We start from the raw sequence: 24,611 nt of genomic DNA on the forward strand, positions 1-24,611 counted from the left end.
TGCGTTCGATCAGACATCGACGCTTTTCAGCTGTGGTGGAGCTCATACGAGTAGATCATTGCAGAGAGTTACATTCGCATAAAGTATCGACTCTCCTTCATCGCATGATTGCGGCCGTCCTCGCGCAAACGAACAGGATAGCGTAGGAAGAGAAAATGGATCGGTCGCTGCAAAGGCGAGATGGTGGATAGAGCTTTTACGCGAGGGAGTGCTCCCATCCCGCTTGCTGCTTTGGTCGTCACAGCCATTCGCCGGGTCAAGGATAGTTAATGACTTACCGATCGCATACCTGGATGCCCGGGAGCGAGAGCTCAGTCGGATCTCATGTCACCTTTTTTACGGCCGTACAGTCGGTTTTGTGGCGGTTGAAATTACGTGGATGCGAGGCCGGAAACAGAAGCGAATTCCTAACCGGGCCTCGCGATCGCCGTTCCCCTCGGAGAGAGAACGACGAGGCGCTCGCCATCAGCCAGCTGCGGCGCTGCCTTCGCTGAGAGGCCTGAGCCAGCCTCTCCAATAGTGAAGGATAAAAAAATGGCCGCCCGGAAGGCGGCTAGTTCTTGGTCTTACCATCTTACTACTTTTTCAGGGCGTCACCGGCGTCGCGCGCCGCATCCTTCACATCTCCCGCGGAGTTGTGGGCGGCCCCCTTCGCTTTGTCGATCTTGCCTTCGGCTTCCATGTCTTTGTCGCCACTCAGCTTCCCGGCACCTTCTTTGAGGACGCCTTCTGCCTTGTCAGCAGCGCCCCTTCACATGTTCGCGGTCCATGATCGTGTTCCCTCGCTAGTCCGGCTGCCAGGTCGACCAAAAAGTTGCGCAGCGGTTCCTCGGAGGGACCGGCGTGTGTTGAAACTACCAAAGCCGGACACCTTTCTTCGAAGGCAGACCTATTTGCCATTTCCTCCTGCAACTCCTCAGCTTTGTTAGCGCTGATGACCCAGGCCGATGCCCAACCCGAGGGCTTTTTGACGCAGTGAACCAACGGTTCGCTTCATCTCCTTCGATATTTTCGAAACGGGTGTTCGATCCTTCGAATGTCTCTTGAGAACCCGCAGATCAGCGGGCGTCCACTCGCGTCGCGTTGGCTTCTTTTTGGCAGGTTGTTTCAACTTGTTAGCTCCTTACTCTTCATTAGGCGGCGCTGTTAGCACAGCGAGCGGAATTTTCAACCAACGAGTTCGTCATTGCGATCAACGTCTAAGATTCTGTAACCTGTGGATGAGCAAGTTCCAGACCTAAGCGCATTAGATTTGGAGCTCTGCACGCGCGGGTCCATTTCGCCGCTCGGCATGTGCTATCGTAACAGAATTCGGTACGCAAAAGGCGCGGATCCCATCACAGGGCCTCTGCTCCAGCTCGACGAAGGGTTCATGAATGGCCCTGCCGTTTGGCGCGCTCGCCAGCGTCTTATTACGGTTGTTTGTGATGTTTTGTGGAGGACATCGGCAACTGCTGCGGCAGGCGACGCCGCGTCCAACCCGGAGAACGATGCGACTTTCGAGGCTGCGCCCGCACGTGCGAAGTAGCTGCGGAGAGGCGGCGGCGAGCTGTACGCGCTGACAAGCGCCATTGCCGCGAAGCGATTTACCGCGTGAGCCGCGGGCTTTATGGCTGGTCAGGTCTTCGGCGCCGTATAAGCACTTGCGCCTCATATCTCGCATCGAGCTGCGGGAGTGAAATTGTTGCTGATCGGAAGGAAGCCGATACCTCAAAGTGATCCGCACCAGGCAGGAGAGATTGCTGCAACACGGTTGACAATCACGTGCTTTCTCAGGGCGAGCGGCTCCGGGACATGGAGTTCGGATCAAACCGCCCATCTGCAACTGGATATAGGAACGTAGAATGTAAAGAACTATTCTCGTGTATGCCCTTCAGTCCCTGACGAACGGAGCTGCCAGTCTTTGGGGCCAAGAGGAGAGTGTCAGTAGCTAGACTCTGGCGAATATGCGGTGTCGCCCGGCGCCGCAACGGGGGCTTCCGATCGCGCGTTCCTCAGATGATTGCGATCTCGAACTCGATCGCGTCCTCTGCGCTGGACTTTCCGCGAAGACGCAAGTCGAGCCTCAGGTATCGCTTTGGACGGACGAAGCAATGCTTGTACATCCGAACCACCGGCGAAGCTGGCGCTAAGCAACTGTTACTTGGACGCATCTTGCTGGTCTTGACCTTTCAAGAGAGGATGGCAACGCTTTACCGACCTGCGACCAGGCAGACCACCCGCCTACGCTTGCTGCTCGACTTCCCGGGCTTTTCTTTGCCGAATAGGGCGTTGCACTGCCCGGCAGTATGCCGTTGCGTACTGAACGATGGTGCGCCCGAATCGCATGATCCCGCTAGCGCAATTTGAAACTCGTTGATGGGACGTCGGCCGCAGCCGGAATGATAGATCCTATCTGAACGCATCGAGGTTTGGTGAATGGCTGAATTTGACTTGCCGCAATTGAGTTTTCACCGGATGAAGGTGAGCTAACCCCGACGTTCAGACGGCTTTGATCAGGACTTCGCCGCTTACGCGCAATCCCGTACGGCGTGCATGACGTTTTCGCGGGAAATAATGCCGGCGAGCCGCTGATTAGCATCGAGCACCGGCATGCTCCTAAGACGATGATTGACCATCAAGCCAAGTACCCGCGTCAGCCGAGTGTCCGGGGCAACATAGATGAATTCGGAGGTCAGTAGATCGGCTACCGTGCGCTGCATCAGATCGGGGTATCGCGGAATCATGCGCGTGGCTGAGAAGTCAAAGCAGGACAGGTAGTCGAGCTTTGAGACTACGCCGAGCACCTGCCTGCCATCCGTGGCCGGATAAGCGTTGAAGTCTTCGGTTTTGAAAAGCTCGCCGAGCTCGCGCATCGTCGTGTCGCGCCTGACCGTCCTCGGCCTACGTGTCATATAATCGCCAACTATTTTCTCGACGAACTTGTACACGGCCTACGCCTCGGTTCCGGCCCCGCCGCCGCTTTCGTTCTAGGTAAAATTCTAGCATACTTTGCGGCAACGAGATTGACCTATGTCAAAGCTCACGGGGCAACAACAAGCAACACTTGGCATGCGAACTGATCGCTGCGTCAAGCAATGAGTGGTCCGTTCGCCCAAAACCCGGCTTCTCAGGAAGATCGCATTTCCCAACAGACCTCAAGCACGCGGAATATATTCGGTCGGGAATCTAGTACAGCTTCAGCGAGCGGAGCAGAGAAGCTCATGTAGGCGAGCACATCAGCCTCGGCTTCATCCAGGAAGGCGGCAAGTTTTGGTAGTTTGGACGGAGCTGGTCGGCGACTCTTGCGCCACTGTGTCCTGCCCGCTTCGGCATCATCCTGGCGATTCCAGTGGCGATGAAAGCGGAGACGAGGCACCTTCCGCCTTTGCCGGCATGCGCCGGGTTCCGCATGAAGTGGACGCGGGGCCCTTGAAACAGTCCGAATTGACTCGTTCCGTTCTTGTGCGATTCGCGATCGGCGGCAAGCGAGATGCCGGGGACATTTGAGAGGCTCTGTGGGCGTCTGGAGCGCGAGCGAGTTTGATCGCGCGCCGACGAGGACAATTCCAGAGTAGAAGTCCCCCACCTGTTGCAAGTTGATTGGCGACGCGTCTCCCGGCCGCTGCTTTATAAGTTTAAGTGGTCCGAGGCCTTTGCTGTCGCGAATGTCGACCTTCTCACAATGCAGGTTAGACAGGCCAGCGCTCATATGGCTGGAAAATCGTGCAGAGCGCTGCCGAGCGGCCTCTGTGAACCGGCTACTGCGCAACTGCAGAAACATAGAGCCGGGCGAAGCCTTCAGGGATGCCCGGAACGCCCCTGAATTTGTTGTGATGCCCAGCTCCGCGAGTCCGAACTCGCGGCTGATTACCTGTCCATTGGACCGGCAGCCGACCAGCTTTAACACTGCCTGCTCGCGCGGGCTTAAGGTCTCAGATAAGGACTTGAAGGTTCACGCACGTCTGATTTTCCGATCACGACACCACCGGCAGGGCAAATCGAAAAGTCGCGCCCGGCACTTGCTTGCGGTCGATTGATAGGCAACCTCCATGAGCTTCTACGATCGAACGACAGATCGCGAGACCCATGCCAAGGCCGCTCGATTTGGTGGTGAAAAAGGGATCTAAGATCCGGACACTAACATCCTCACCAATCCCGACGCCGCAATCAGTCACGCTGAGCTCCACGCGCCCCATATTGTCCCGGGATGACTGAATCACCAGTTCGCGCGTCCTGTCATTAACTGCTTGCATGGCCTCGATTCCATTCATCACCAGATTAATGATCACTTGTTGCAGCTGAACCCGGTCGCCGAGGATCGTGGGAAGTGCCGGCGCCATCTCGGTACGCATAGTCACGTGGTGATTCAACAGCTCACGTGTCAACAGCGCGATGGCCTCGTTAATGACGTCATTGATATCGAGCGGTACCATCTCGACATCACCTTTCTTCGCAAGTGTGCGGACCCGGCGGATCACGTCGCTTGCCCGTATAGCGTCGTCGATGATCCACCCCAGCGATCTGCGCGCGGCGGACACATCGGGAGTTTCGCGCCCAATCCAGCCGAGGCAGGCATCCGCGTTATTGACAATGGCCGCGAGCGGCTGGTTTACTTCGTGGGCGATGGAGGCTGCTAGTTCTCCCAGCGTCGTCACGCGCGTCACATGTGCAAGATCCGCCTGTGCCTTCCGCAGTTCTTGTTCGGCCTGATCTGCTCGTATCTTCGCGGTAATGTCGCTGCTGACGCCGCGGTAGCCGAGAAACTTGCCGCTTACATCAAAAAACGGCTTGCCGCTCGTCCGGACGTAGATCGCAGATCCGCTGCTGTTCACGGCGCGATAGATCAGATCGCGAAATGGGAGGTGTGCATCTAGAATGGCCCGATGCTGCTGCCATTTCTCGGGTTCTTCTTCGACGTCGCACGCAATTTCCCAGCGAGGCAGGCCGAGATGATGCCCTGTGGCCAAGTCGCCCGCAGCGCTTGCGTGTTCTGATATGAGGGTGACCACGTGGTCCGGCCCGGTCTCCCAGAGCCCGTCGGAAGCAGTTTCGGCATAGTCACGAAAGCGCTGCTCGCTCTCACGTAGCGCAGCAAGAGTGTTTTCCAACCGTTCCCTGGCTGCGTGTTGCTCGGTGACATCCATATGCGTTCCGATGAGTTCGACGGTCGAGCCGTCGCTTCCCACCACAGCGTGCGCAACTGAGTGTATGTGCCTTATCGTGCCATCGGGAAGACGGATTCGGAAATCGTACTCGAAGTTCCCTTTTTTCTGTTCGATAGCCTGACGCTGCACTTCCTGCTGCAGCGGCAGGTCATCCGGATGGATGCGCGCTCGGATGGCCTCAAGCGACACGAGCTCGTCCGGATCAAAGCCAAAGAGACGACTGACCTCGGCGGAGCGATAAGCAAAACAGCGACCCTGACAGTCCCAGGACCAAGTGCCTGTGCGACTGAGCTGCTGCGCGTCGGCCAGATATGCTTCGCTGCGACGCAGTTGCTGTTCCGTCTGCTTTGCTGCCGTGATGTCCGTCGCCGCCCCGACAAATTCCATAACACCAGACGCGTTTCTCGTGGCCCGTGCCAGCGCGTGAATGTGCTTTACCGACCCATCCGGCATCAGCAATCGGTATTCGTGTTCGAAATCCTCGCCTCGAGACGCTCGATCCAGAGTATCCTGGACGGATGCTCTATCTTCTGGGTGAGTGCGATCAAGGACGTGCTGCGGTGTCGGTTTCGTTTCCGGATCGTACTGGAAAATCCGAAACGTCTCCTTCGACCAAAAGACCTCGCCAGCGAGGTTCCAGCCGAAGCTGCCAGTGCGGCTTAATTCCTGTGCCTGAGCCAAATGAGCTTCGCTCCGCTGCAGAGCAAGTTCGGTTCGCTTTTGCTCGGTGATATCTTCGCAGGCGATCAGGACGAGTGGCTTGTCGTCGGCGCCCAGCATGGCCTTGGCGCTTTCGCGCACCCACAACACCGAGCCGTCTTTTCTGACCTTCTGGATGTCCCAGGTACGCAATTGCGCGATATCTGTAAGACACTCCCCGATGCGTTCGCGGGCGACCTCACGATCGTCTCCCAGGAAGACATTCAGCACGGATCGGCCAACTAGTTCTGCAGGCGTATAGCCGAGTTGACTCGCGCCGAAAGTATTGACGTTCAGGACCGTACCAGCTTCATCGACCATGAAGTACATAGCCGGATTATGCTCAAAGATTGCGCGCCACAGTTTCTCTCGATTATGCAGATCGGCCACGCTGTGCCGTAACTTGGCTGCGATCTCACGCGCAGCTTCCAGTTCGTGGCGGACACTTCCGATCAGGTGCGTTCCGACAATTGAGGCACTAAAGAATGCGACAACCACCAAAAGGTCCGGGTGGTCATCGATCCGGAGACTGATCGTGGGCAACGTGAACACGTAGACTAAAGCAGCGACGGAGGCGATGGAAAGCGCCAATGATGCGATGAAGCTGCCCATCAGCGAAAACAACAAGATCACCACCAGGCAGGCGAACGCCGTGGCTGCGAACGGACTGTGAATGTACATGGAAGCCAGCGTCACCACCGCAAGCGTAATACCACCGAAGACAAACTGAGTGGCTGAACGTCCCAACGTGGCGAGCTGGTAAAACATGCTTGTCGCCTTCTGGCCTTATAGCGAGAGTGATCATCAATTCAGACAAAATACAGCAATTTGTTCGACTCCGACAGGCACTCGTGAGCGGTTTGGAGATCGGTTGCTGAACTGAGCACAGTCGCAAAATGTCGTATTCCATACCTTCGTATAGTTGTTTTAAAACACTAACATCGAATGCTCATATCGAAAATCAAACCCTGGTCTCGCGGTTTGAGCGCCTTTCTCCTCGATGGCAACGCCGGTCAGTCCGGATTGCCGCGGAGCCGGCAGAAAGCTCGAAGCCAGTTGCAATGGAGATCGTGCCCCGTGGCGTGGTGTAGCTGAGTTTCGGTCGCCACGGTTCATCCGGCATGGGCCAAATCGGTCAGCTGGCGATTGGCAGCAATCTGACGGCGGGATCATCGCTCGACGGCGCGACCGTTTCCACCGTCATGTAGCAGCCACGCTGGACCGCTCATTCATCGTTCTTTTCGAGTAGGATGCCGCCGACCAGGCGGGCGATGGCGTCCTCGTTACGAAGGATGCCGACCAGGTCGGTCCGCTGCTTGATCTCGCCGTTGACCCGTTCGAGCGGATTGGCCGAGGGCAGCTTGGCCGGTGCGCGGCCGGGAAGCTCATGTAGGCCAGGGCGTCGGACTCAGCCTCATCGAGAGGAACGCCGCGAGCTTCGGGGACGCAGCTGGTTGGCGATACGCCGCCATTGCGGCTGCGCCACGTCCGTACCGTCCTGAGTTATGGCGCGTCGCGATGAAGGCCGGACGACACGCCGCCCAACTTTGCCGTCATGCCCAATGGGTTGCGCAACCACTTCTTCAACGGCCCCCGCGGCAGCGCTCCCAGCTGGCGTTGAGCACCTTGGCGACCGCCACCTTGTTACCTTCGTGAGCAACCGAGATTTTGAGCTTGATGCCGCGCAGGCCGCGGCAGGCGAGCTTGCGCAAGAGTGCCGTCCAGAACATCTAGGCCTTGGAGGAGGCCATGTCCCCGAGCAGATTATCGTGCCGGGCATCCTGTTCTCGCCGGCCGCGATGATAATCGCAACCGAAACGATATGGCCATTTTGGCGTACCTTCACGTAGCTGGCATCGAGCCATAAATAGGGCCGGTCGCGCTCGATCGCGCGGCGCTAGGAAGGTTTTCATCTTCTCGATCTCTTCTAGCCGACTCACCTGGCTCTTGGAGATCCCGCTCATTCTCATCGTCAGCATCAGATCGTCTAAGAGCGGGTCGCGCGCCACCCTACGACTAGGCTTCCTGGATCCCGGCGGTCAGCGCCGTCTCGGAGATTCGGCACAGCTCCAGGAAACCCGGGAAGTCGCTTCCCTTGCGCGGCTTGGGGATGCGCAGCTTGCCCGCGCCGGCGCGCGTCTCGGAGGCCCTGTCGCGGTCGCCATCGCTGAGGGCGAGGCGCTCGGCGTTCTTCTCTCTGTAGGCCCCGCCGGTCAAGCTAGCAAGCGGTGGTCCGCGACCAGCGGCAGCTGTTCAAACTTACAGAGGAGTTGGGCGTTCAAGCCGCGCTCGCCGGCGCCACGCTTGACGGGCGCTGTACCTTCGCGCCGATCGTGATCAGGCTCAGGTTTTCCGGCAACCGTCTCAGAGGGATAGTCTTCACGTCTTCGGCGCCAATCACGCGGCGCCGCACGGGGATGGCAGTTGAATCCTAGCTACGGCTTGCCACCGCAGCGCGGGCGCATGCCCCCATGCGCGCGTCCCTATCGAGGCAGCACGACAGCAGAGCTTAACTAATGCGCAGGTCTTCGGCTGATGTTTTGCCAGAGCGTCCGGTCACTGGTTCGTAGCTGATCTTGCGTCCTTCCGGCAGCTCGGTCAGTCCCGCTTTCTTGAGCGCAGACATGTGCACGAACACGTCAGGACCGTCTTCGTCGGGCTTAATGAATCCATAGCCCTTGATCGCGTTGAACCACTTCACAGTTCCCATCGCCACTTCAGTCGCTCCTCAAAACACTTCGCTGCGGCGAACATGATTGTTCGCTCGGCGTGACGGCGAGCCGATGACTAAACGCCGACGCTCACTTGGTACAGCCACGCTCGCTCCACCGCAACGGAAAACGCGAGGCTGTACCAACCATGACAATATGGCTTGATTAACCCATCACTCATCGGAACACTTTAGATCGCCGCGGTGCATTCGTTCGCAAATGGGCCGGGACATGGCGTTCGGCCGAATAGGACTTTTCTCGAACGCCATGCCAAACGCAGCGATCAACACTCTACGTCGTCATCACTCCCCTGCCGCCCCTCCGCTAATCGGGCCAGCCTCTCGTATTCCTCGGCGACCCTCATGAGCCTGTCTCTGGATCTTTCGCTGTCAAGGGAAGCAGCTTTGGTCCGCGTCGCTTCCGCACGACGTCGCCAGTGTTGGGCGTCGCAGAATGTTTTTTTCTCTTTCATGCAGACGAACATGCTTCTGATAGATCAAGAAAATGCGACACATGCACTACGTACGATCACGTAGGCCGACTTTCACAATGCAGCCTCATTTGTCGTCGTGTGTCGATGACTTCCCGCGATGGCGAGGCATTCAGGAAGCCGCGTAGCAAGGGCTCGAGCCCGACGCCTCTCAGCGGCAACCAAGATGAGCCTGGTCTGTCCGCCTTCACCCCATCGTTCCCAAAATGTGCGAGTCTCGACATAAAGCTTGAATCGCACGTGGCGTCAGATTGTAGGGTCCTAACGCAGGTGACGACGGTGTCTAGCGATCAAGCGCTTACGGCCAACGAGAATTGGGAATGTCTCACGATCTTGCGCTCACATTGCGCCCCCCCGGTGTGTCCTCGAACACGCTAATAGAAACTCCGTCGCACCCTCGATTCCCATCGGCACTCTGGTTTCACGCGCCCGGAACGAGCGAGTCTCGTCAAATGCTTCAGCCCGCGGTCGGGCAAGGCTATCGCCAGTTGCTATCGCCCAGGACCCTTCTCCGACACGCATGGCACAATTCCAACTTTGGCAATCAGGGTTCGCTTGTCCCCCACAGTTTTGGCGATGGTGAGAAGAGACCATCTTTCAGCAATCTATCCTGCTGATTACAGAGGAAGCATCACCATGCCAATGAAACACAGAACAGAAGCGCGCGCTTGCCCAGATGGTTTCACCATGTGGCCAGACGCACCGACCTGTAATCGGACTTCGATGGCTATCGGCAGTTCGAGCGAGCTTCGCCATGCGACGACTTGCAATAGCGCCGGTCAAGTCGGTCAGCCGGAGTACCCCAAGTCACATCAGCGCCGAAACAATCTAACTCTGCCAAGTCTGTGCCCCCTGGGCTCGCGCCGTCACGCCTTACGACAGCCTTGCAGGCTCACGAACGAGGCGCTGATGAACATTGTTTTGACAAACGATCTGGAAAATGAAGCGATTGCCCTTTGATACAGTCTTGATCGCCAATCGGGGCGAGATTGCTGTACGTATCATCAAGACCTTGCGCAAGCTCGGGCTTCGCTCTGCACTCGTATACCACGAGATCGATGCGGACACTCTCGCCGTGTCCATGGCCGACACCGCTATCCGCATTAGCGGGCTTACCCCCATTGCGGCCTATCTCGATATCGCGCAGATCATCGCTGCTACTCACAAAGCGCGTGCTGGCGCCCTTCATCCTGGCTACGGCTTTTTATCGGAGAATGCAGAGTTCGCCCGCGCGGTGATCCGGGCCGGCATTACGTTTGTCGGTCCGACTCCCGATAGCATGGAACTGATGGGCGATAAGATTCGAGCTCGCAACTTTGTCCAGCGGAACGGATTCCCGGTCGCTCCTAGCACCGTAGAAGAGGACGACCCCGGGACATTCTTATCCCGGGCACGAGCAGTTGGAGCCCCTTTGCTCGTCAAGCCTTCGGCAGGCGGCGGAGGCAAGGGCATGCGGATTGTGCGCGATCTCAATTCGCTGGAGGACGCGATTGCACAAGCTCGCAGTGAGGCTCAGCGTTACTTCGGAGACGGTCGACTCTACGTCGAACGATATGTCGAACACCCACGTCATCTTGAAATTCAGGTGCTCGGCGACGAGTTTGGACACGTGGTTCATCTTTTCGAGCGCGAGTGCTCGATCCAGCGGCGATTCCAAAAACTCATCGAGGAGACGCCATCGCCGGCACTGTCTTTAGAGATGCGTCAACGATTATGCGACGCCGCCGTCGGAATCGCGCGTGCCGCCAATTATCGTAATGCCGGAACTGTCGAGTTTATTTTCGATGGAGCAAATTTCTATTTTCTAGAGATGAACACCCGCCTACAGGTCGAGCATGCAGTGACCGAGATGACCACCGGCATCGATCTTGTTGCAGAACAGATCTATGCTGCCGCTGGTTGTCAACTCGGATTTACGCAATCCGACATCTTGCAAAATGGGCATGCGATCGAGGTCCGACTGTGTGCGGAAGCGCCGCAACGCGCGTATGCCCCCACAACCGGCAGGATACTTATGCTCGAATACCCGGATGGCGACGACGTGCGGATCGACAGTGGCATCTTGGAAGGCCAACGAATTACGACAGCGTTCGATCCTATGCTGGCGAAGATTATCGTGCATTCGCCCACGCGCATCGAAGCTGCGCAGAAGGCATGTCGCGCTATGCGCGAACTGATTCTTCTTGGTTGCGAAACGAACGCGAGCACCCTGGCGCGCATCCTAGCGGACGACGGATTTCTGCGCGGCCAAGTTCATACCGGATATCTGGACGAAAATCCTTTTCTTGCCGAGGGCGACGCCGAATCCGCACTACCGGCCTTCTTGGCGGCGGCCGCGCTGCTGACAAGACCGGTCCGTGACTCGGCAGATGCCGTGCCAGAGCTTCACGCAGCGCTAGGCAGCTGGAGAAATTGAGTTGAAACACCACTTTGAGGTCGATGGAATAGACTATCCATTGTGGCTCGTACGCTGCGCAGAGGGATATCGCCTTAGCATGGATAATGGGGTGCTTGCCTCACTGAGATTCTCCCGCCAATCGGAGCGTCGCGGTACTCTCACTATCGCCGGCGAACGCGAGCCAGTCAGGTTCGTCATCGATGGTGAGACAATCCATTTGCATATGCGCGGGCTGGCGCGCAGTTTGCGTTATCGTGATCCGATGCGAGCTTTCGCTTCGGCAAGCCGGGAAGCCAATCATCTGATGGCCCGGGCGCCAATTCCTGGGATCGTGCTTACGATCGCCGTTTCGCCGGGGCAATCCGTGTCGGCCGGCACGGCGTTGATGACCATCGAGAGCATGAAGTTGGAAACCACCATACGCGCTCCAAAGGACGGCGTTGTCAGCCGCATTCACTTCAAAGAAGGTGAAAGCTTCGAGCGTGACGCCGTACTGGTTAGCCTTTTAGAGGAAGGACTCTAGAATGCAGCGGATCGCCTCTCAGGTAGACCCACGATCGGAGGAGTTTAGGCTCAACGAACTTCACAATATGCGTCTTGCATCCGAGTTGAAGGCACTCCAGCATGCCATCCGCTTCGACCGGCCGGCGCGAGAGATCGAGCGGCTGCATCAGCAGAAAAAGATGTTCGTTCGCGATCGCATTGAGACATTGCTCGATCCTGATACGCCGTTCCTGGAACTTTCGACATTGGCTGGCAACAGGGCATACGACGGTGAGGTGCCGGGTGCGGCCCAAGTCGTCGGCCTAGGAATCGTTGCGGGCCGTGAGGTCATTGTTCACGCGGATGACCCCAGTGTGAAAGGCGGGGCCTGGTATCCGCATTCGGTCAAGAAGATCGTGCGAGCTTTGGATATAGCGATTGAAAATCGTCTGCCCGTGATTCATTTGTGCGATTGCGCCGGCGGCTTCCTACCGATGCAAGCGGAGTTCTTTGCAGATAAGTATCATGCCGGGCGAATCTTTCGGAACCAGTCCATACTGTCCAAAATGGGAGTGCCGCAGGTCGCTATCGCAATGGGTCATTGCACCGCAGGCGGCGCGTACGTTCCGGCACTCAGTGACTACAACATCATCGTCGAGGGTACGGGAGCGATTTTTCTCGGCGGCCCTCCAGTCGTCAAGGCTGCCACTGGCGCGGTAGTTTCTGCCGAAGAGCTTGGCGGCGGTCACGTACACACCAGCGTGTCCGGGACCTGCGACTATTCCGCAACGTGCGAGGCACATGCGATTGCTATCACGCGGGATATCGTTGCTCGTTTCGATCAGCCTGCAAAGACCCTGATCAATCGGGCCGCTCCGGAGGCCCCCGCCTATGACGCGTCAGAACTCTATGGCATCCTTCCAAGGGATCCACGCCTGCAACTCGAGATGCGAGAGGTCATCGCTCGCCTGGTCGATGGCAGTCGATTCCACGAATACAAGGCGTGCTATGGCGACACTCTGGTGTGCGGCTTTGCACAGCTGCATGGCTATCAAATTGGTGTCCTGGCGAACAATGGTGTGCTCCTGAGTGAAAGCGCACTGAAAGGTGCTCATTTCATTCAGTTGTGCGACAAGAACCGAACACCCCTCCTCTTCCTGCAGAACGTCACCGGCTTCATGGTTGGCCGCGATTACGAAAGACGCGGCATAACCAAGGACGGCGCTAAATTGATCATGGCCGTCGCTGGAGCGTCTGTGCCCAAATTCACGCTCGTTTGTAACAGTTCCCACGGAGCCGGTACCTACGCTATGGCAGGACGAGCTTTCGATCCACGCTTTCTATTTTCTTGGCCGCAGTCACAGATCTCAGCAATGGGCGCTGAACAGGCGGTGGGCGTGCTAACACATGTCAAGGCAAAGCAATTAGCGCGCCACGGTCGGCGCCTTTCGGAAGAGCAGCTGGCGGCCATTCGCGAGCCGATAGTGGAAGAGTATCGAGAGCGGTCGAACGCCTACTATGCGACATCCGAAATATGGGATGACGGAATTCTTGATCCAGTGGACACAAGGAACGCTCTTGCTATGGTTCTTAGCGCCTCACTCAATGCGCCGATCGAGGCACCTCATTACGGCGTCTTTAGAATGTAGCGGTGGGCACCAGAGATCAAGATCAGATGAAGGAACGATGTTTCTCCGCTACATCAGAGCCGGACTGGCATTCTCGTTCCGAAACGCGCGCAGCCAAAGCGCTGCGCTCCGGTACTCACGAATGTAGACCTCACGTCATCGAAAGTTCAAAACACCGTCGCGCTATAATCCGAGGACTTGGTTCGCGAGCTGCCCTCATCACGGGGGCAAGCATAGCGTTGCGCTCTGCTCGACGACAAGAGCGAGCGCCCGCTCGAATTTCTCAGCGGGGAACTTGAGTTGGCTTTGTGCGACCACTTTGACACGGAGGGGCGGTGAAGCGGCAGATCCGGTTCAATGACAATAATCCAACTGAGCGTCGATGGACTTTTTCATCGAGCGCGCGTTCTGATCCACCGTACTTGTCTAGCTCGCGCTGGTTGCTCACGAGCATCTCAATGGGAGAAACGGCTTTTTACGTCCTTGGGCTTCTACCGCGCTCGTCGCGATCGTTGCTCGTTCTAGAGCCTGAAAGATTCTTTTTCAATCTCAATGCTTCAGCGGACGTAGCGCCGCTAAGCAGTCGTCCAGCTGATTGCCACATCGGGCGAGCTCAGCCGCCGGGGAAACCACGTCTATGCTGTGCCCGAAATGCCACGCAGATAAATGGCATCAGACTGCCTTGCACGACCCTTGGACTGGCCGGCCGGTGATCGCCTGTAGCGCTTGCGGCGAGTATACCGATTACGACTGCGCGTTGCACGACAAAGCGCTTGCGCTCATCGCCGGCGCACTATCGGTTGACCTGAGCAAAGAGTGCCGGGGCAGCCCGCGAGTGGTTGCAGGCAAGATCTTGGATGCTCTCGAAAAGGCCGGCCTTACAATCACTCGCACTGAGACAATATTGACGCGCCTATGGCGCGATTAGGTCCCTCTGTCCGCCATCGGCAGCGCGCCGCCGCATGATGGCTCTTGCCGAGACCAGACTAAGATCGTCGTTAGGCGAGCCGAGCTACTACCGCCAAGTGAAACTCAAAGGCGATGGTGGGATCTCGCGGCTCGGCACAGCTTATTCGCGGTCACTTCAAACGCAGCGCCAATGCCAACTCGAATCTTCAGCCTGGGTCGGTGAACGAATCGATCGCACCGCCTCCCAAGTGGAAACCAGGTTCATCTCCGCCGCAGGTGCTCATCGCTTCTCGTTCTGACCTCGACGCAAAGCGCAAGCATTGTTCGTTCCGGTGCTATGCCCGAGGTCGGCTGATCGGAGTGATCGGCAGGGAACGACCATTCTTCAATACAGCGAGGCCGCTTAGCTCTCCCGACTGCCAATGCAGGTAATCTAGCTACCCGTTCGCGGTTAGCGTCTGTAAAACGTCCATCCGGTAAAATAAACCGTTGGAACGGCATCGGAGGACTTGAAGCGTACGTTGCGTCAGGTTGTAGCCTGCAGTGAGTGACACTGACCTCGAACCATTTAGCGCTGACGCTGCTAGCGCAATTGAGTGGAGAAAGGGCAGCATAGGGGAAGGTCCGCGTGCATCGACTTATAACTTGTGAAGCGGACAGACCGCGAGCGCCGGCGCACTCTCATGAGCCAGGCACCAGGCCGTACGCGGCGCAAGACCGAACGGCGGCATCCGAAACGCCGCTTTGCTTTGCGGTTTCGACTGCCTGCGCGAAGCGCCAAGGAACGCCGCGAACAGATATACCCAGCCTGATTTTGCGAGCGGAAGCTCGTCCTTGGCCGCCGAGATGAAATGCTGACAACCGTCTGCGTACACCCGATTGGCTAGATAACGCAGCTTCTGCAATCGCAGCAACCAAGATACGGCTCGCAATTACCATGGATTCCCTCAAGTCTCTTATTGGGAAAGTCGCCACCGGAGCCGGGCTGACCCGCGAAGAAGCGGCATCGGCGTTCGAACTAATCATTTCAGGCGAGGCCACGCCTTCACAAGTCGGCGGGTTCCTGATGGCGCTGCGGGTGCGGGGCGAAACCGTAGAGGAGATCACCGGAGCGGTTTCGGCCATGCGCAGCAAGATGCTGCGGGTGAGCGTGCCCGCTGAGGCGATCGACATTGTGGGCACCGGCGGGGACGGTTCCGGTTCGGTGAACGTGTCGACATGTGCCGCTTTCATTGTCGCAGGCGCCGGCATTCCGGTTGCAAAACATTGCAATAGCGCGGCCTCCTCCCGCTCAGGCGCCGCCGACGTCCTAGCATCGCTCGGGGTGAAGCTCGATCTCGATCCTGATCACGTTGGTCGTTGTGTGCACGAAGCTGGTATCGGATTTATGTATGCGCCCGTCCATCATCCGGCGATGAAGCACGTCCGCACGACACGGGTCGAGCTAGCGACCCGCACCATCTTCAATATGCTTGGCCCGCTGGCCAATCCGGCAGGGATCACGCGGCTGGTGGTGGGGGTTTTTTCGCGCGGCTGGGTGCAGCCTTTCGCGCAAGTGCTGCAGACTCTTGGCGCTAACTCGGCGTGGGTAGTGCATGGTTCGGACGGCCTTGACGAGATCACTCTTACTGGCTCGACTCTTGTCGCCGCACTTAGCGAGGGCTGTATCCGAACATTTGAGGTGACGCCGGAGGAAGCGGGCCTCACTCGCTGTAGCGGAGAAAGTCTAAAGGGCGGCGACGCCCACGCCGGCGCAGTCGCGCTACAAAGCGTGCTGGACGGAATACCAAGCTCGTATCGCGACATAGCGATCTTCAACGCCGCCGCAGGACTGGTGGTCGCCGGACACGCCAAGTCCTTAAAGGACGGCGTTGCCATCGGAAAGCAATCAATCGATACGGGCGCGGCAGCGGCACGACTGAAACGTCTGATCGAAGTGTCAAACGCTTGACAGTGGGCTAGCGAATGTACGACTTTCTGAGCAGGATCGAGGCCTACAAGCGCGAAGAGATCGTCTACGCGAAGGGAGCGGTGCCGCTATCAGAGGTCGAGGCCCTCGCACGGCATGCTCCGGCGCCGCGCGGATTTGTCAGCGCGATTCGCAACAAGCATATTGCGGGCGAGTACGCACTTCTTGCCGAGATAAAGAGGGCCTCCCCCTCCAGAGGCCTCATTCGCGCTGACTTCGATCCGTCCTTGCTGGCCAAGGCCTTTGAGGCCGGCGGAGCGGCCTGCCTCTCAGTCCTAACGGATGGAAAGTCCTTTCAGGGACACCTCGATTTCATGACGGCGGCCCGAGCTGCAACAAACCTACCGATACTGCGTAAGGACTTCATCTTCGATACCTATCAGGTAACCGAAGCACGCGCCTACGGATCTGATTGTATCCTGATCATCATGGCGGCTCTCGACGACGGCGCTGCCCGCGAGATCGAAGCCGCCGCACACTCATATGGTATGGACGTTTTAATTGAGATCCATGATCACGATGAGCTCGAGCGCGCACTAACACTTCGTTCGCCAATGATTGGCATCAACAACCGAAATTTGCGTTCTTTCGTGACAACGCTAGCGACCACCGAAACGCTAGCGCCGCTGGTTCCAAAAGACCGTGTAACCGTCTGCGAAAGCGGCATCTTTGCGAATGCCGATCTGCACAGACTCTCACGGGCTGGCGTCTCAACCTTCCTCGTCGGCGAGAGTCTGATGCGGCAGTCCGATGTCACGGCAGCAACCCTTGCGCTGCTATCACGTCAGCCTAACGTTGAGCTCGGAACGCATTGATGGTGCAGACTCTTTCGTCCGGCTCGATTATCGCGGGTTTGCGTTCGGCAAGACCATCATCAGCCTATCCCTTTGGTGGCAGCAATCCGCTCGACCGTGGCGCACTCGGTTTGCCTGCTGACGCTATGACCGCGACGCCTCTTGGCCGATATGTATCGTCCACCCCACGTCACGGCTCACCATGGTTCACACCATTAACCAGCAACCCCGCCTAGCAAGGTTGGTGTACGCGTCAATAGTGGGTTCTTTAAAGTCGAGTTGTGGCCGCAAACTGACCGAACCGATCGCAACTGCCTCGCGGCTGCCGAGGGCGAATGGGGCCGTGTGTGAGATCGCTAGCGTGCCGATGCAATCTGCCGCGGCTCAATTGAAGAGGATGAAGAATGACACCATAGGCGAGCCAAGACTTGTCACGTGCCTTCGCGCATAGAGGCGGCGGCAAGTCGATCTGCGATCACTAGGACCATACCGAGGTGACATCCAGTCCGTCGACGCAAATCGAATTTCGGCAATGCGAAACCGCTGGTAAGCATCAGGGCACGACCTAGGGCTGAGTATCGCACAGAATCACTCCAATCAACGAGCCATCTTCCATACATGTCGCAATGATCATCGAATACTCACCTGAACGTGGCCTACACCTGCTGGATCCCTTGGAGTTTCGTAAGCTTAAGCTCGTGTGCAAGGTCGAACCCACTATGGGATCGCCTGCCTTAAGAGGAATTGCGCTCGTGGATCGGGATAATGCGCTGGTGCCTATTGATCTTATTCGGATTTTGCCAGGCCGGCCGGATGACGACAGCTCCTGGGAAACAGGCTACCGAAAGATGATTGCAGCGGCCCGCGCGCTCGACTGGATCGATGCCGATGCAAACGCAATTCGCGTGCACATCGAAAGGACGTTCTGATCATGGACGACCGATTTCCGTAACGAGGCTGACGTCATCCCTCCGTTGCCCGCAGGTATTCTCGCAACGGTCATTGAGGAGCAAAGAGAGCGGCCTGCGGGATGCAAACGGGATCTTGGATGGACTCGCCGTTCTGGCCCGGCGATCGCCGGGGAGCCGCTCGTCAATCAACCGACAACAGCCCAATCGAGCCCCTCGAACCACGATCGGAATCTCACTTTTGAGCGCGTCCGAACGAAGACGAGGTCAATGTCAAAAGAGTGAGCGACTGATGATTAATCTCAGCACCCTGATTGAGCGAAGCGCGGCGTTCGATCCCGATAAAGCGGCAATCCATTTCGAGGGGGCCACTTTAAGCTATGCCGCTCTCCTCCGTCGTATCGAGCAGGCCGCGCGTACTTTGGAAACCCGCCTCGGCATCGAGAGAGGGGACCGCATTGCGATCCTCAGCCTCAACCGGCCTGATTATCTCATTCTGTTGTATGCTTGCGCGCGACTCGGCGCAATCCTCGTGCCATTGAACTGGCGGCTTGCGATCGCCGAGCAGCTCTTCATTCTGTCCGATGCTGGTATCAAAGTCCTGGTGCTTGAACAGGCCTTCGACGAAATCCTACCGATGCTGGCGCAGGAGTTGCCCTTTGCGGCCATTATCGGATTCGACTTTGATCCCGTCGGCGGAAGCAATTGGCATGAGCTGCTCGAGCAAGCGCGCGGCGATGATCGCAACGCGCATGTCGATCTCTCCTGCCCACTCCTGATCGTCTATACGTCGGGGACCACAGGACGCCCCAAGGGCGCGGTGCTGCGCCAAGAAGCCTTGCTTTGGAATGGCGTCATGAGTCGGCACATGCATGGGCTCAGCGCGACCGATCATATCCTATCCGTGTTGCCATTGTTTCACGTCGGCGGCCTCAACATTCTGACCACGCCAGCCTTGCATTACGGCGCGACCGTTACGCTCCACAGGCGGTTTACGCCAGAGGCAACCCTTGCAGCATTTGAGCGCGATCGGCCCACGCTAACCGTATTGGTGCCAGCTACGATCCAAGCTCTGGCCGATCATCACGGATGGCCTATGGTCGACGTATGCTCCCTTAAGGCCATCTCCACAGGTTCGACCATGGTGCCACGGCACGTTATCGAACAATTGACCGGTCGCGGGATAACGGTGCTGCAGGTGTACGGCTCAACGGAAACCAGTCCCATTGCTCTCTATACAAGGCTATGCGGCGATCTCACACGCGATGGTTCGACGGGACTACCCGGCCTATGCTGCGAGGCCGCAATCGTGAATGATGCCGGCGACAGGCTACCGCCAGGCACTGCAGGCGAGATTGCGGTACGCGGGCCCAATCTCTTCAGTGAATATTGGAACAACCAACAGGCAACCCGAGAGGTTTTGCGCGACGGCTGGTACTATACCGGCGACATTGGACGCCACGATGCGGACGGATATTTTTGGGTTCTCGATCGCAAGAAGAATTTGATCATTTCCGGTGGAGAAAACATCTACCCGGCGGAGGTGGAGCGTGTGCTTACGGAGCATCCGGATGTCGCGGAATGTGCCGTTGTCGGCCGGCCCGATCCTCGTTGGGACGAAGTGCCGGTCGCCTACGTGGTCAAGCAGCCAGGAGCCCGGATTGAGGCGGATGTTCTGATCGCATATGTCAAGGTGCAGCTCGCGCACTTCAAGGCGCCACGCGAAATCATCTTTACAGACGAGTTGCCGCGAAACGAGTTGGGCAAAATCCAGCATTTCAAGTTGAAGAAGCTCGATGCCCACTCGAGCAATCAAACCGAGGCAAATTGATCGTCTAGGGTTGACACCTACGGCATATCTACCTGCGAACTGATCGTACGCAACTCAAGCCTTATGACAGCCAGACCGCATCTGGCCCTACCGTGTGGAACAAGATCGCGGTAGCCGGTTCAGAGTTGTCACTTGCGTGCGATTGACACCCAGCGGTCGACATTGCCAGCGGGTCGATGACGCGTGGCAGAGAACGAGTTTCGAAGTCGTGCTTGGCATTCTTGTTCGCAGTGGCACTGGAGCGGAAACCTTCTCGAGCGAGGGCCACAATAGGTAGTCGCCCGTAAGAATCCGGAAGTCGGACGAGCTGAAGCGGGAGCGCATGAACCTGATGAGGATTTGGCACGACAACAGCTGATCCAACTTGGGAGATGGCGGACGTTATTAACCACAGTGGCGCGGATGGCGTCGATGGCGTCTCCTTCGATGGCATAGGCAATTAACCCATGCCGTACTTGGATCTGATCCTGTCGATGAGCGGCGCGACAGTGCAAACCCGCAGAGCTCGCTTTGATCTGTGGCGTCACCCGCCATTTTGCTGCGGAGATGAACACCCCGAGCTTGGAACGAGGCGGGACGTGACCGCGATAAGCATTGACAAGGAACGCGCGCTACATGGTGTTTGATCAGCCCCCCATCTGGAAGATGACAGTTGCAAGTGTGGCCGTAATGACCGTTCCAGCCATCACCTCCACACGGGCCACGAACTGCCCGCCCTGGCGTGCGCCGACTCGGTGGCGAGCTAGACCTTGTCTCCGACTCGCAAGGTCCGTGTGCCCAGCTCTTTCTGACGTATTCCATCTCCGGCGCGAGCAATGAGTAGACCATCGGCTCACGCTAGGTGCGGTTCTGCTCCAAGCACGCGTCGCACAAGCGCCAGCATACGCTCCATCGCTTTTGAGCCTGCGGACTCTAGTAAATCAATTGAAAAGAGCCCTGGGGGGCTTGAATCGCACGTAGCGTCAAATTGTACCGTCTAAGACAAGGAGACGGTGACGTACAACCGGACGCAATCCGGCTAAGCCGCGGCTTGGATCTCAGAAGCGCTACTTCTGCACTTCTCGACAAGAGGTTCCGAGGGAGCGGACGACTGTCGTCGCCTACGAGGGTAAGCGGCCACAAACCACTCGATCGCAAAGGACCGAGGAATGTACTGGACAGCGGAACGATGATCGACATGGCTCCAGTCTTTGGACGAAAACTTCGCGCGACAAACCCTGTGGACCCCGTTCGTTCGCGGCCGCTATTCATTCATAGGCCCAACAACACGCTCCGCCTGCTTGAAACTAAGCTACCCTCGTTTCAAGCATCATCGTGCCGAACTGCTGCTGGCCGCGGCAGCAACGACACGGTTGAATGCGAGGTCGGCGCGACACCTGCAGCAACAAATGTCAACCTTTCGCGCTTGTCGATTCCATCAGCAGACAGCATCATTCCGCGCAGCGCATACGAAATCGTAGGCAGGCGACGCGGATCAGCATTGCTTCCAGCTAATCAACTGAAGTGCGTCGCTCGTTGACGAACTGGATCTCGTACCCTTTCACAAGGAAGTCTGATGCGGAAGACTCAGTTCGCTCGATGTGCTTACCGAGCTCAGATGACGGTGTATCGGTGGATCGATCGGATCAATTGAGAGTGTCGCCGCTGCTCACAACATTGGAGATAACTCGCCGGCCTAGGTGACTTCAGCCGACCTTCGTGGGGGCACTGACCCGATACGCTCGCCCGAATTAAAGACTGCTAACACTCAGCCCGTCCGCAGCTATCAGCGCGCTTGCCGAACTTCTTGCGCAGAATTCCTCTACCAAAGAAACCGGAGATAATGATGACGGACGCAAAGTTACGGAATCTGCTATCGTCGCTTACTCCGATCGCTCGCGAATTGGACGCTCTCCCGGCTGGCCGACCAGCCCCAGATGATAGTTATGTGAAGCTAGATACGAATGAGAATCCATTTCCGTTGCCAACCATCGTGATGCGAAGTGCAATTGCAGCTCTAGAGCGGCAATATCTGTATCCGGAGAATGACAACGTCAGCTTGAGGGAAGCAGCGGCCGCTGCCTATGGCATGTCCGCGGATCGCGTCATGGCTGGTAATGGATCATCTGAACTTCTTAGTCTAGTTTATAGAGCCTTTCTCGCGCCGGGTGACAGCATAGCAATGATGTCGCCGGGGTTTTCGTTCAACCGTAAGCTAGCGATGTTACAAGGGGCGCAGCTTCTTGAAGTCCCCTGCGACGAACATGACAGCCTACCGATCGATAAGTTGCTCTTCGGCCCTGCAAGACACGCCAAGTTCATTCTGTTGGCTAATCCGAACAATCCCACGGGCGCCTTTGTGCCGGTCGCTGAGATCGAGCGCCTCGTCGCGCGATATGACCGATTGGTCGTGCTGGACGAGGCATATATTGATTTCGCGCCCGAGAACGGACTGCATCTGCTGACTCGGTATTCGAATCTTCTTGTTTTGCGTACGTTCTCCAAGAGCTACGCAGCTGCGGGCATTCGCGTTGGCTTCGCGTTCGGCCACCCCGAGTTGATCGGGAGGCTTCGCAACATCCAGAACGTTTTCAACATGAATGTGATCGGGCATGCCGTCGGCATGAGCATCCTTGCGCATCGCCGCGCTTATGACGAGAACCATAGCTACATCAAGCATGAACGGCAGCGAGTCTCGGACGCACTCTCTCACTTCGGGTTCGCTGTAACGCCCTCGCATGCGAATTTTCTGCTCGCCCGTGTGCCTGCGGGTCAGGACGGCAGATGGTGGCAGAGCGCTCTTGAACGTCAGAAGGTTCTTGTCGCCTTCTTTGCGGATGATGGCATGCAAGATTGCATCCGCGTTAGCATCGGTACGAAGGAGCAGATGGACGCGTTTCTTACCGCCGTCCGCAAGCTTCGTTACGGAGCAGACAGCGCTTCTTGACGGCCTCCTATTCAACACTCATCCGGCGGACCGGCATGTGCGCCAGAACGTTTTTGGGCGTCGGGCCAGTCTCCTCGCTAGGCCTCTTTGAGCGCTGTCGGACGCACCTCTGGAATCCAAGAGTTATCGCCGCGGGGCATTAGACCGCCCTGCATCACAAGCAATGCATTCCGTTCAAGGCCCTCCGGCCTTTGACAGCCAGCAGAGCTCAACTTCTCTTAGTTGGAGATAATCGAGTGACTAACATCCCTGTTTCGACTCTCACTTGCGGCATCTTCGATCATTTTGATGAGAATGGGCGCAATATCACCGAACAATATGCGGACCGCATGGTCTTGGCAGAGGCCTACGATCGCCTCGGATTCTACGCGTATCATCTGGCGGAGCATCACTGTACCCCCCATGGACGAAGCCCCTCGCCGAACTTGTTTCTGTCCAGCGTCATACAGCGCACCCGGCGGCTTCGTGTCGGTCAACTGGTCATGCTGCTTAACCTCTATCACCCCCTGCGCGCGTTCGAGGAGATCTGCATGTTGGATCACTTGAGTAATGGCAGACTTGAAGTGGGTATTGGTCGCGGCTCCCTCCCGTTGGAACTGACATATTTCGGGGTCGATGCGGATGTGGCTGCTAGTCGTTACGAGGAAGCTTCCCAAATTCTTGCTAATGCGATGAATGGTGGCCTTTTAAACTATCGGGGGCAGCATTTTGTGCTCGACGATGTTCCCTTGACCCTTTCGCCCCACCAGCGTCCACACCCCCCAACGTGGGTCGCCACAAATCGGCCAGAGTCAGCCAGTTGGGCGGCAGCAAATGGTGCAAACCTTGCGTGTGTGGGGCCGTCTTCTGTTGTTCGAAAAGTCACCGACGTGTTTCGGGCTCATGGAAACACCGAGCGCTCCGCTGACGGAAGGGACCGCTTTATTGCGTTGCTCCGCATGATCGTGATTGGACGTTCTGAGGCAGAGGCCCATTCGCTCGCCGCACCTGCTTACGAACGCTGGCTCGCTAATTTTAAGTTCCTGTACGAGTTAAAGGACATATCACTGCCCTCCAACCTTCCCCCCACCTTCGAGGCCGCAATCGAAAGTGAACTGTGCGTCGTAGGAACGCGCGCTTCTGTGCGGCAGACCGTTCTTAATCATCTGGAGGAAGCCGGCGCCAATTATCTGCTTTGTCAGCTCGCATTTGGAAGTCTGCCAGTCGATGCAGCCCTCAATAGCGCAGCTGCGATCCATTCCGAATTCATCGCGCCTCAGTGACTGTTTTCGAGATCCACTCAACTGAACCTCGGCGTGAGACGCTCGACGAAATCCAGACGCTAAACAAACGAATCGTTTGGTCGGGACGCTAGCGACAGGAGGACGGGATGTTTGTGGATCCCGCGAGTCGATGAGGCCAGCGCGGGAGCAACGCGTAGAGATCCCAATTTTGCCCGCGCTGGCCCCAAACGTGATTGATTCAGCCTGCGCCTGCATATTGGCGACAGGGGCCCAACGTGGTGTCTGCGGCGCGTTGAAGAGGAGGTCTATATTCGACGCTTATGATCTGGTATCACCTCGGCGTCATCCGCGTGTAGTGGATTTCACGTATTAGTTCGAACGCCTACTCTCAGCAATCGGCAACGTGGAGGCGGCGGCCAGCTGCCTAAAGACATCTGATACGGCCGGCATTCTTCTCCATCTCGATGTCGTCGCCGACTTGTTGGGCATCTCTTT

The 24,611-nt window shown here is 57.3% G+C and carries 17 protein-coding genes and 1 pseudogene; 9 read left to right on the top strand and 9 right to left on the bottom strand.

Annotated features, from left to right (window positions below):
• Positions 1-577: 577 nt before the first annotated feature.
• The 9 genes and pseudogenes from NLM27_RS43810 to NLM27_RS25080 all read right to left on the bottom strand — a co-directional run bounded on the left by NLM27_RS43810 (position 578) and on the right by NLM27_RS25080 (position 8,562).
• Complete coding sequence (locus tag NLM27_RS43810; RefSeq protein ID WP_309144803.1) at positions 578-700, bottom strand: hypothetical protein; 123 nt, start codon at positions 698-700, stop codon at positions 578-580.
• Between the two features lie 225 nt (positions 701-925).
• Complete coding sequence (locus tag NLM27_RS43815) at positions 926-1,111, bottom strand: hypothetical protein (RefSeq protein ID WP_309144758.1); 186 nt, start codon at positions 1,109-1,111, stop codon at positions 926-928.
• A 1,399-nt stretch (positions 1,112-2,510) separates the two neighbouring features.
• Positions 2,511-2,930, bottom strand: a complete 420-nt coding sequence (locus tag NLM27_RS25050; protein WP_254145873.1) for an HPP family protein — start codon at positions 2,928-2,930, stop codon at positions 2,511-2,513.
• 266 nt (positions 2,931-3,196) lie between these two features.
• Positions 3,197-3,417, bottom strand: a pseudogene (locus NLM27_RS25055) (IS256 family transposase); the annotation flags it as partial.
• A gap of 539 nt (positions 3,418-3,956) precedes the next feature.
• Positions 3,957-6,614 (bottom strand): PAS domain S-box protein, encoded by a 2,658-nt coding sequence (locus NLM27_RS25060; RefSeq protein WP_254145874.1) that lies wholly within the window; start codon positions 6,612-6,614, stop codon positions 3,957-3,959.
• A 457-nt stretch (positions 6,615-7,071) separates the two neighbouring features.
• Positions 7,072-7,206 (bottom strand): transposase, encoded by a 135-nt coding sequence (locus NLM27_RS25065; protein WP_256570330.1) that lies wholly within the window; start codon positions 7,204-7,206, stop codon positions 7,072-7,074.
• Positions 7,207-7,429: 223 nt separating this feature from the next.
• Positions 7,430-7,576, bottom strand: coding sequence for a transposase (locus NLM27_RS25070; RefSeq protein ID WP_254145875.1), 147 nt, complete (start codon positions 7,574-7,576; stop codon positions 7,430-7,432).
• 286 nt (positions 7,577-7,862) lie between these two features.
• Positions 7,863-8,063, bottom strand: a complete 201-nt coding sequence (locus NLM27_RS25075) for a transposase (protein WP_254145876.1) — start codon at positions 8,061-8,063, stop codon at positions 7,863-7,865.
• A gap of 292 nt (positions 8,064-8,355) precedes the next feature.
• Positions 8,356-8,562 (bottom strand): cold-shock protein, encoded by a 207-nt coding sequence (locus tag NLM27_RS25080; RefSeq protein ID WP_254145877.1) that lies wholly within the window; start codon positions 8,560-8,562, stop codon positions 8,356-8,358.
• A 1,425-nt stretch (positions 8,563-9,987) separates the two neighbouring features.
• Between NLM27_RS25080 and NLM27_RS25085 the strand changes: the two genes are divergently transcribed.
• From NLM27_RS25085 to NLM27_RS25125, 9 genes are all read left to right on the top strand, one after another.
• The gene (locus NLM27_RS25085) at positions 9,988-11,463 is read left to right on the top strand and encodes an acetyl/propionyl/methylcrotonyl-CoA carboxylase subunit alpha (RefSeq protein ID WP_254145878.1); all 1,476 of its coding nucleotides are present in this window, start codon (positions 9,988-9,990) and stop codon (positions 11,461-11,463) included.
• Between the two features lies 1 nt (position 11,464).
• Positions 11,465-11,968 carry a biotin/lipoyl-containing protein gene (locus NLM27_RS25090; protein ID WP_254145879.1) on the top strand — a complete coding sequence of 168 codons (504 nt, stop codon included), beginning with the start codon at positions 11,465-11,467 and terminating at the stop codon, positions 11,966-11,968.
• Position 11,969: 1 nt separating this feature from the next.
• Positions 11,970-13,577 carry an acyl-CoA carboxylase subunit beta gene (locus NLM27_RS25095; RefSeq protein WP_254145880.1) on the top strand — a complete coding sequence of 536 codons (1,608 nt, stop codon included), beginning with the start codon at positions 11,970-11,972 and terminating at the stop codon, positions 13,575-13,577.
• 1,825 nt (positions 13,578-15,402) lie between these two features.
• Positions 15,403-16,416 carry an anthranilate phosphoribosyltransferase gene (gene trpD, locus NLM27_RS25100; RefSeq protein ID WP_254145881.1) on the top strand — a complete coding sequence of 338 codons (1,014 nt, stop codon included), beginning with the start codon at positions 15,403-15,405 and terminating at the stop codon, positions 16,414-16,416.
• A gap of 14 nt (positions 16,417-16,430) precedes the next feature.
• A complete protein-coding gene (gene trpC / locus NLM27_RS25105; protein ID WP_254145882.1) occupies positions 16,431-17,249 on the top strand; it encodes an indole-3-glycerol phosphate synthase TrpC in 819 nt (272 codons plus the stop codon).
• A 605-nt stretch (positions 17,250-17,854) separates the two neighbouring features.
• The gene (locus NLM27_RS25110; RefSeq protein ID WP_254145883.1) at positions 17,855-18,157 is read left to right on the top strand and encodes a hypothetical protein; all 303 of its coding nucleotides are present in this window, start codon (positions 17,855-17,857) and stop codon (positions 18,155-18,157) included.
• A 274-nt stretch (positions 18,158-18,431) separates the two neighbouring features.
• Entirely contained in the window at positions 18,432-19,967 is a 1,536-nt protein-coding gene (locus NLM27_RS25115) for a class I adenylate-forming enzyme family protein (protein WP_254148913.1), read from the top strand.
• A gap of 1,825 nt (positions 19,968-21,792) precedes the next feature.
• The gene (hisC, locus tag NLM27_RS25120) at positions 21,793-22,893 is read left to right on the top strand and encodes a histidinol-phosphate transaminase (protein ID WP_254145884.1); all 1,101 of its coding nucleotides are present in this window, start codon (positions 21,793-21,795) and stop codon (positions 22,891-22,893) included.
• Between the two features lie 236 nt (positions 22,894-23,129).
• On the top strand, positions 23,130-24,155 hold the full coding sequence (locus NLM27_RS25125; RefSeq protein ID WP_254145885.1) for an LLM class flavin-dependent oxidoreductase: 1,026 nt from the start codon (positions 23,130-23,132) through the stop codon (positions 24,153-24,155).
• Positions 24,156-24,611 lie beyond the last annotated feature (456 nt).

Source organism: Bradyrhizobium sp. CCGB12 (assembly GCF_024199845.1).
Taxonomy (GTDB): domain Bacteria; phylum Pseudomonadota; class Alphaproteobacteria; order Rhizobiales; family Xanthobacteraceae; genus Bradyrhizobium.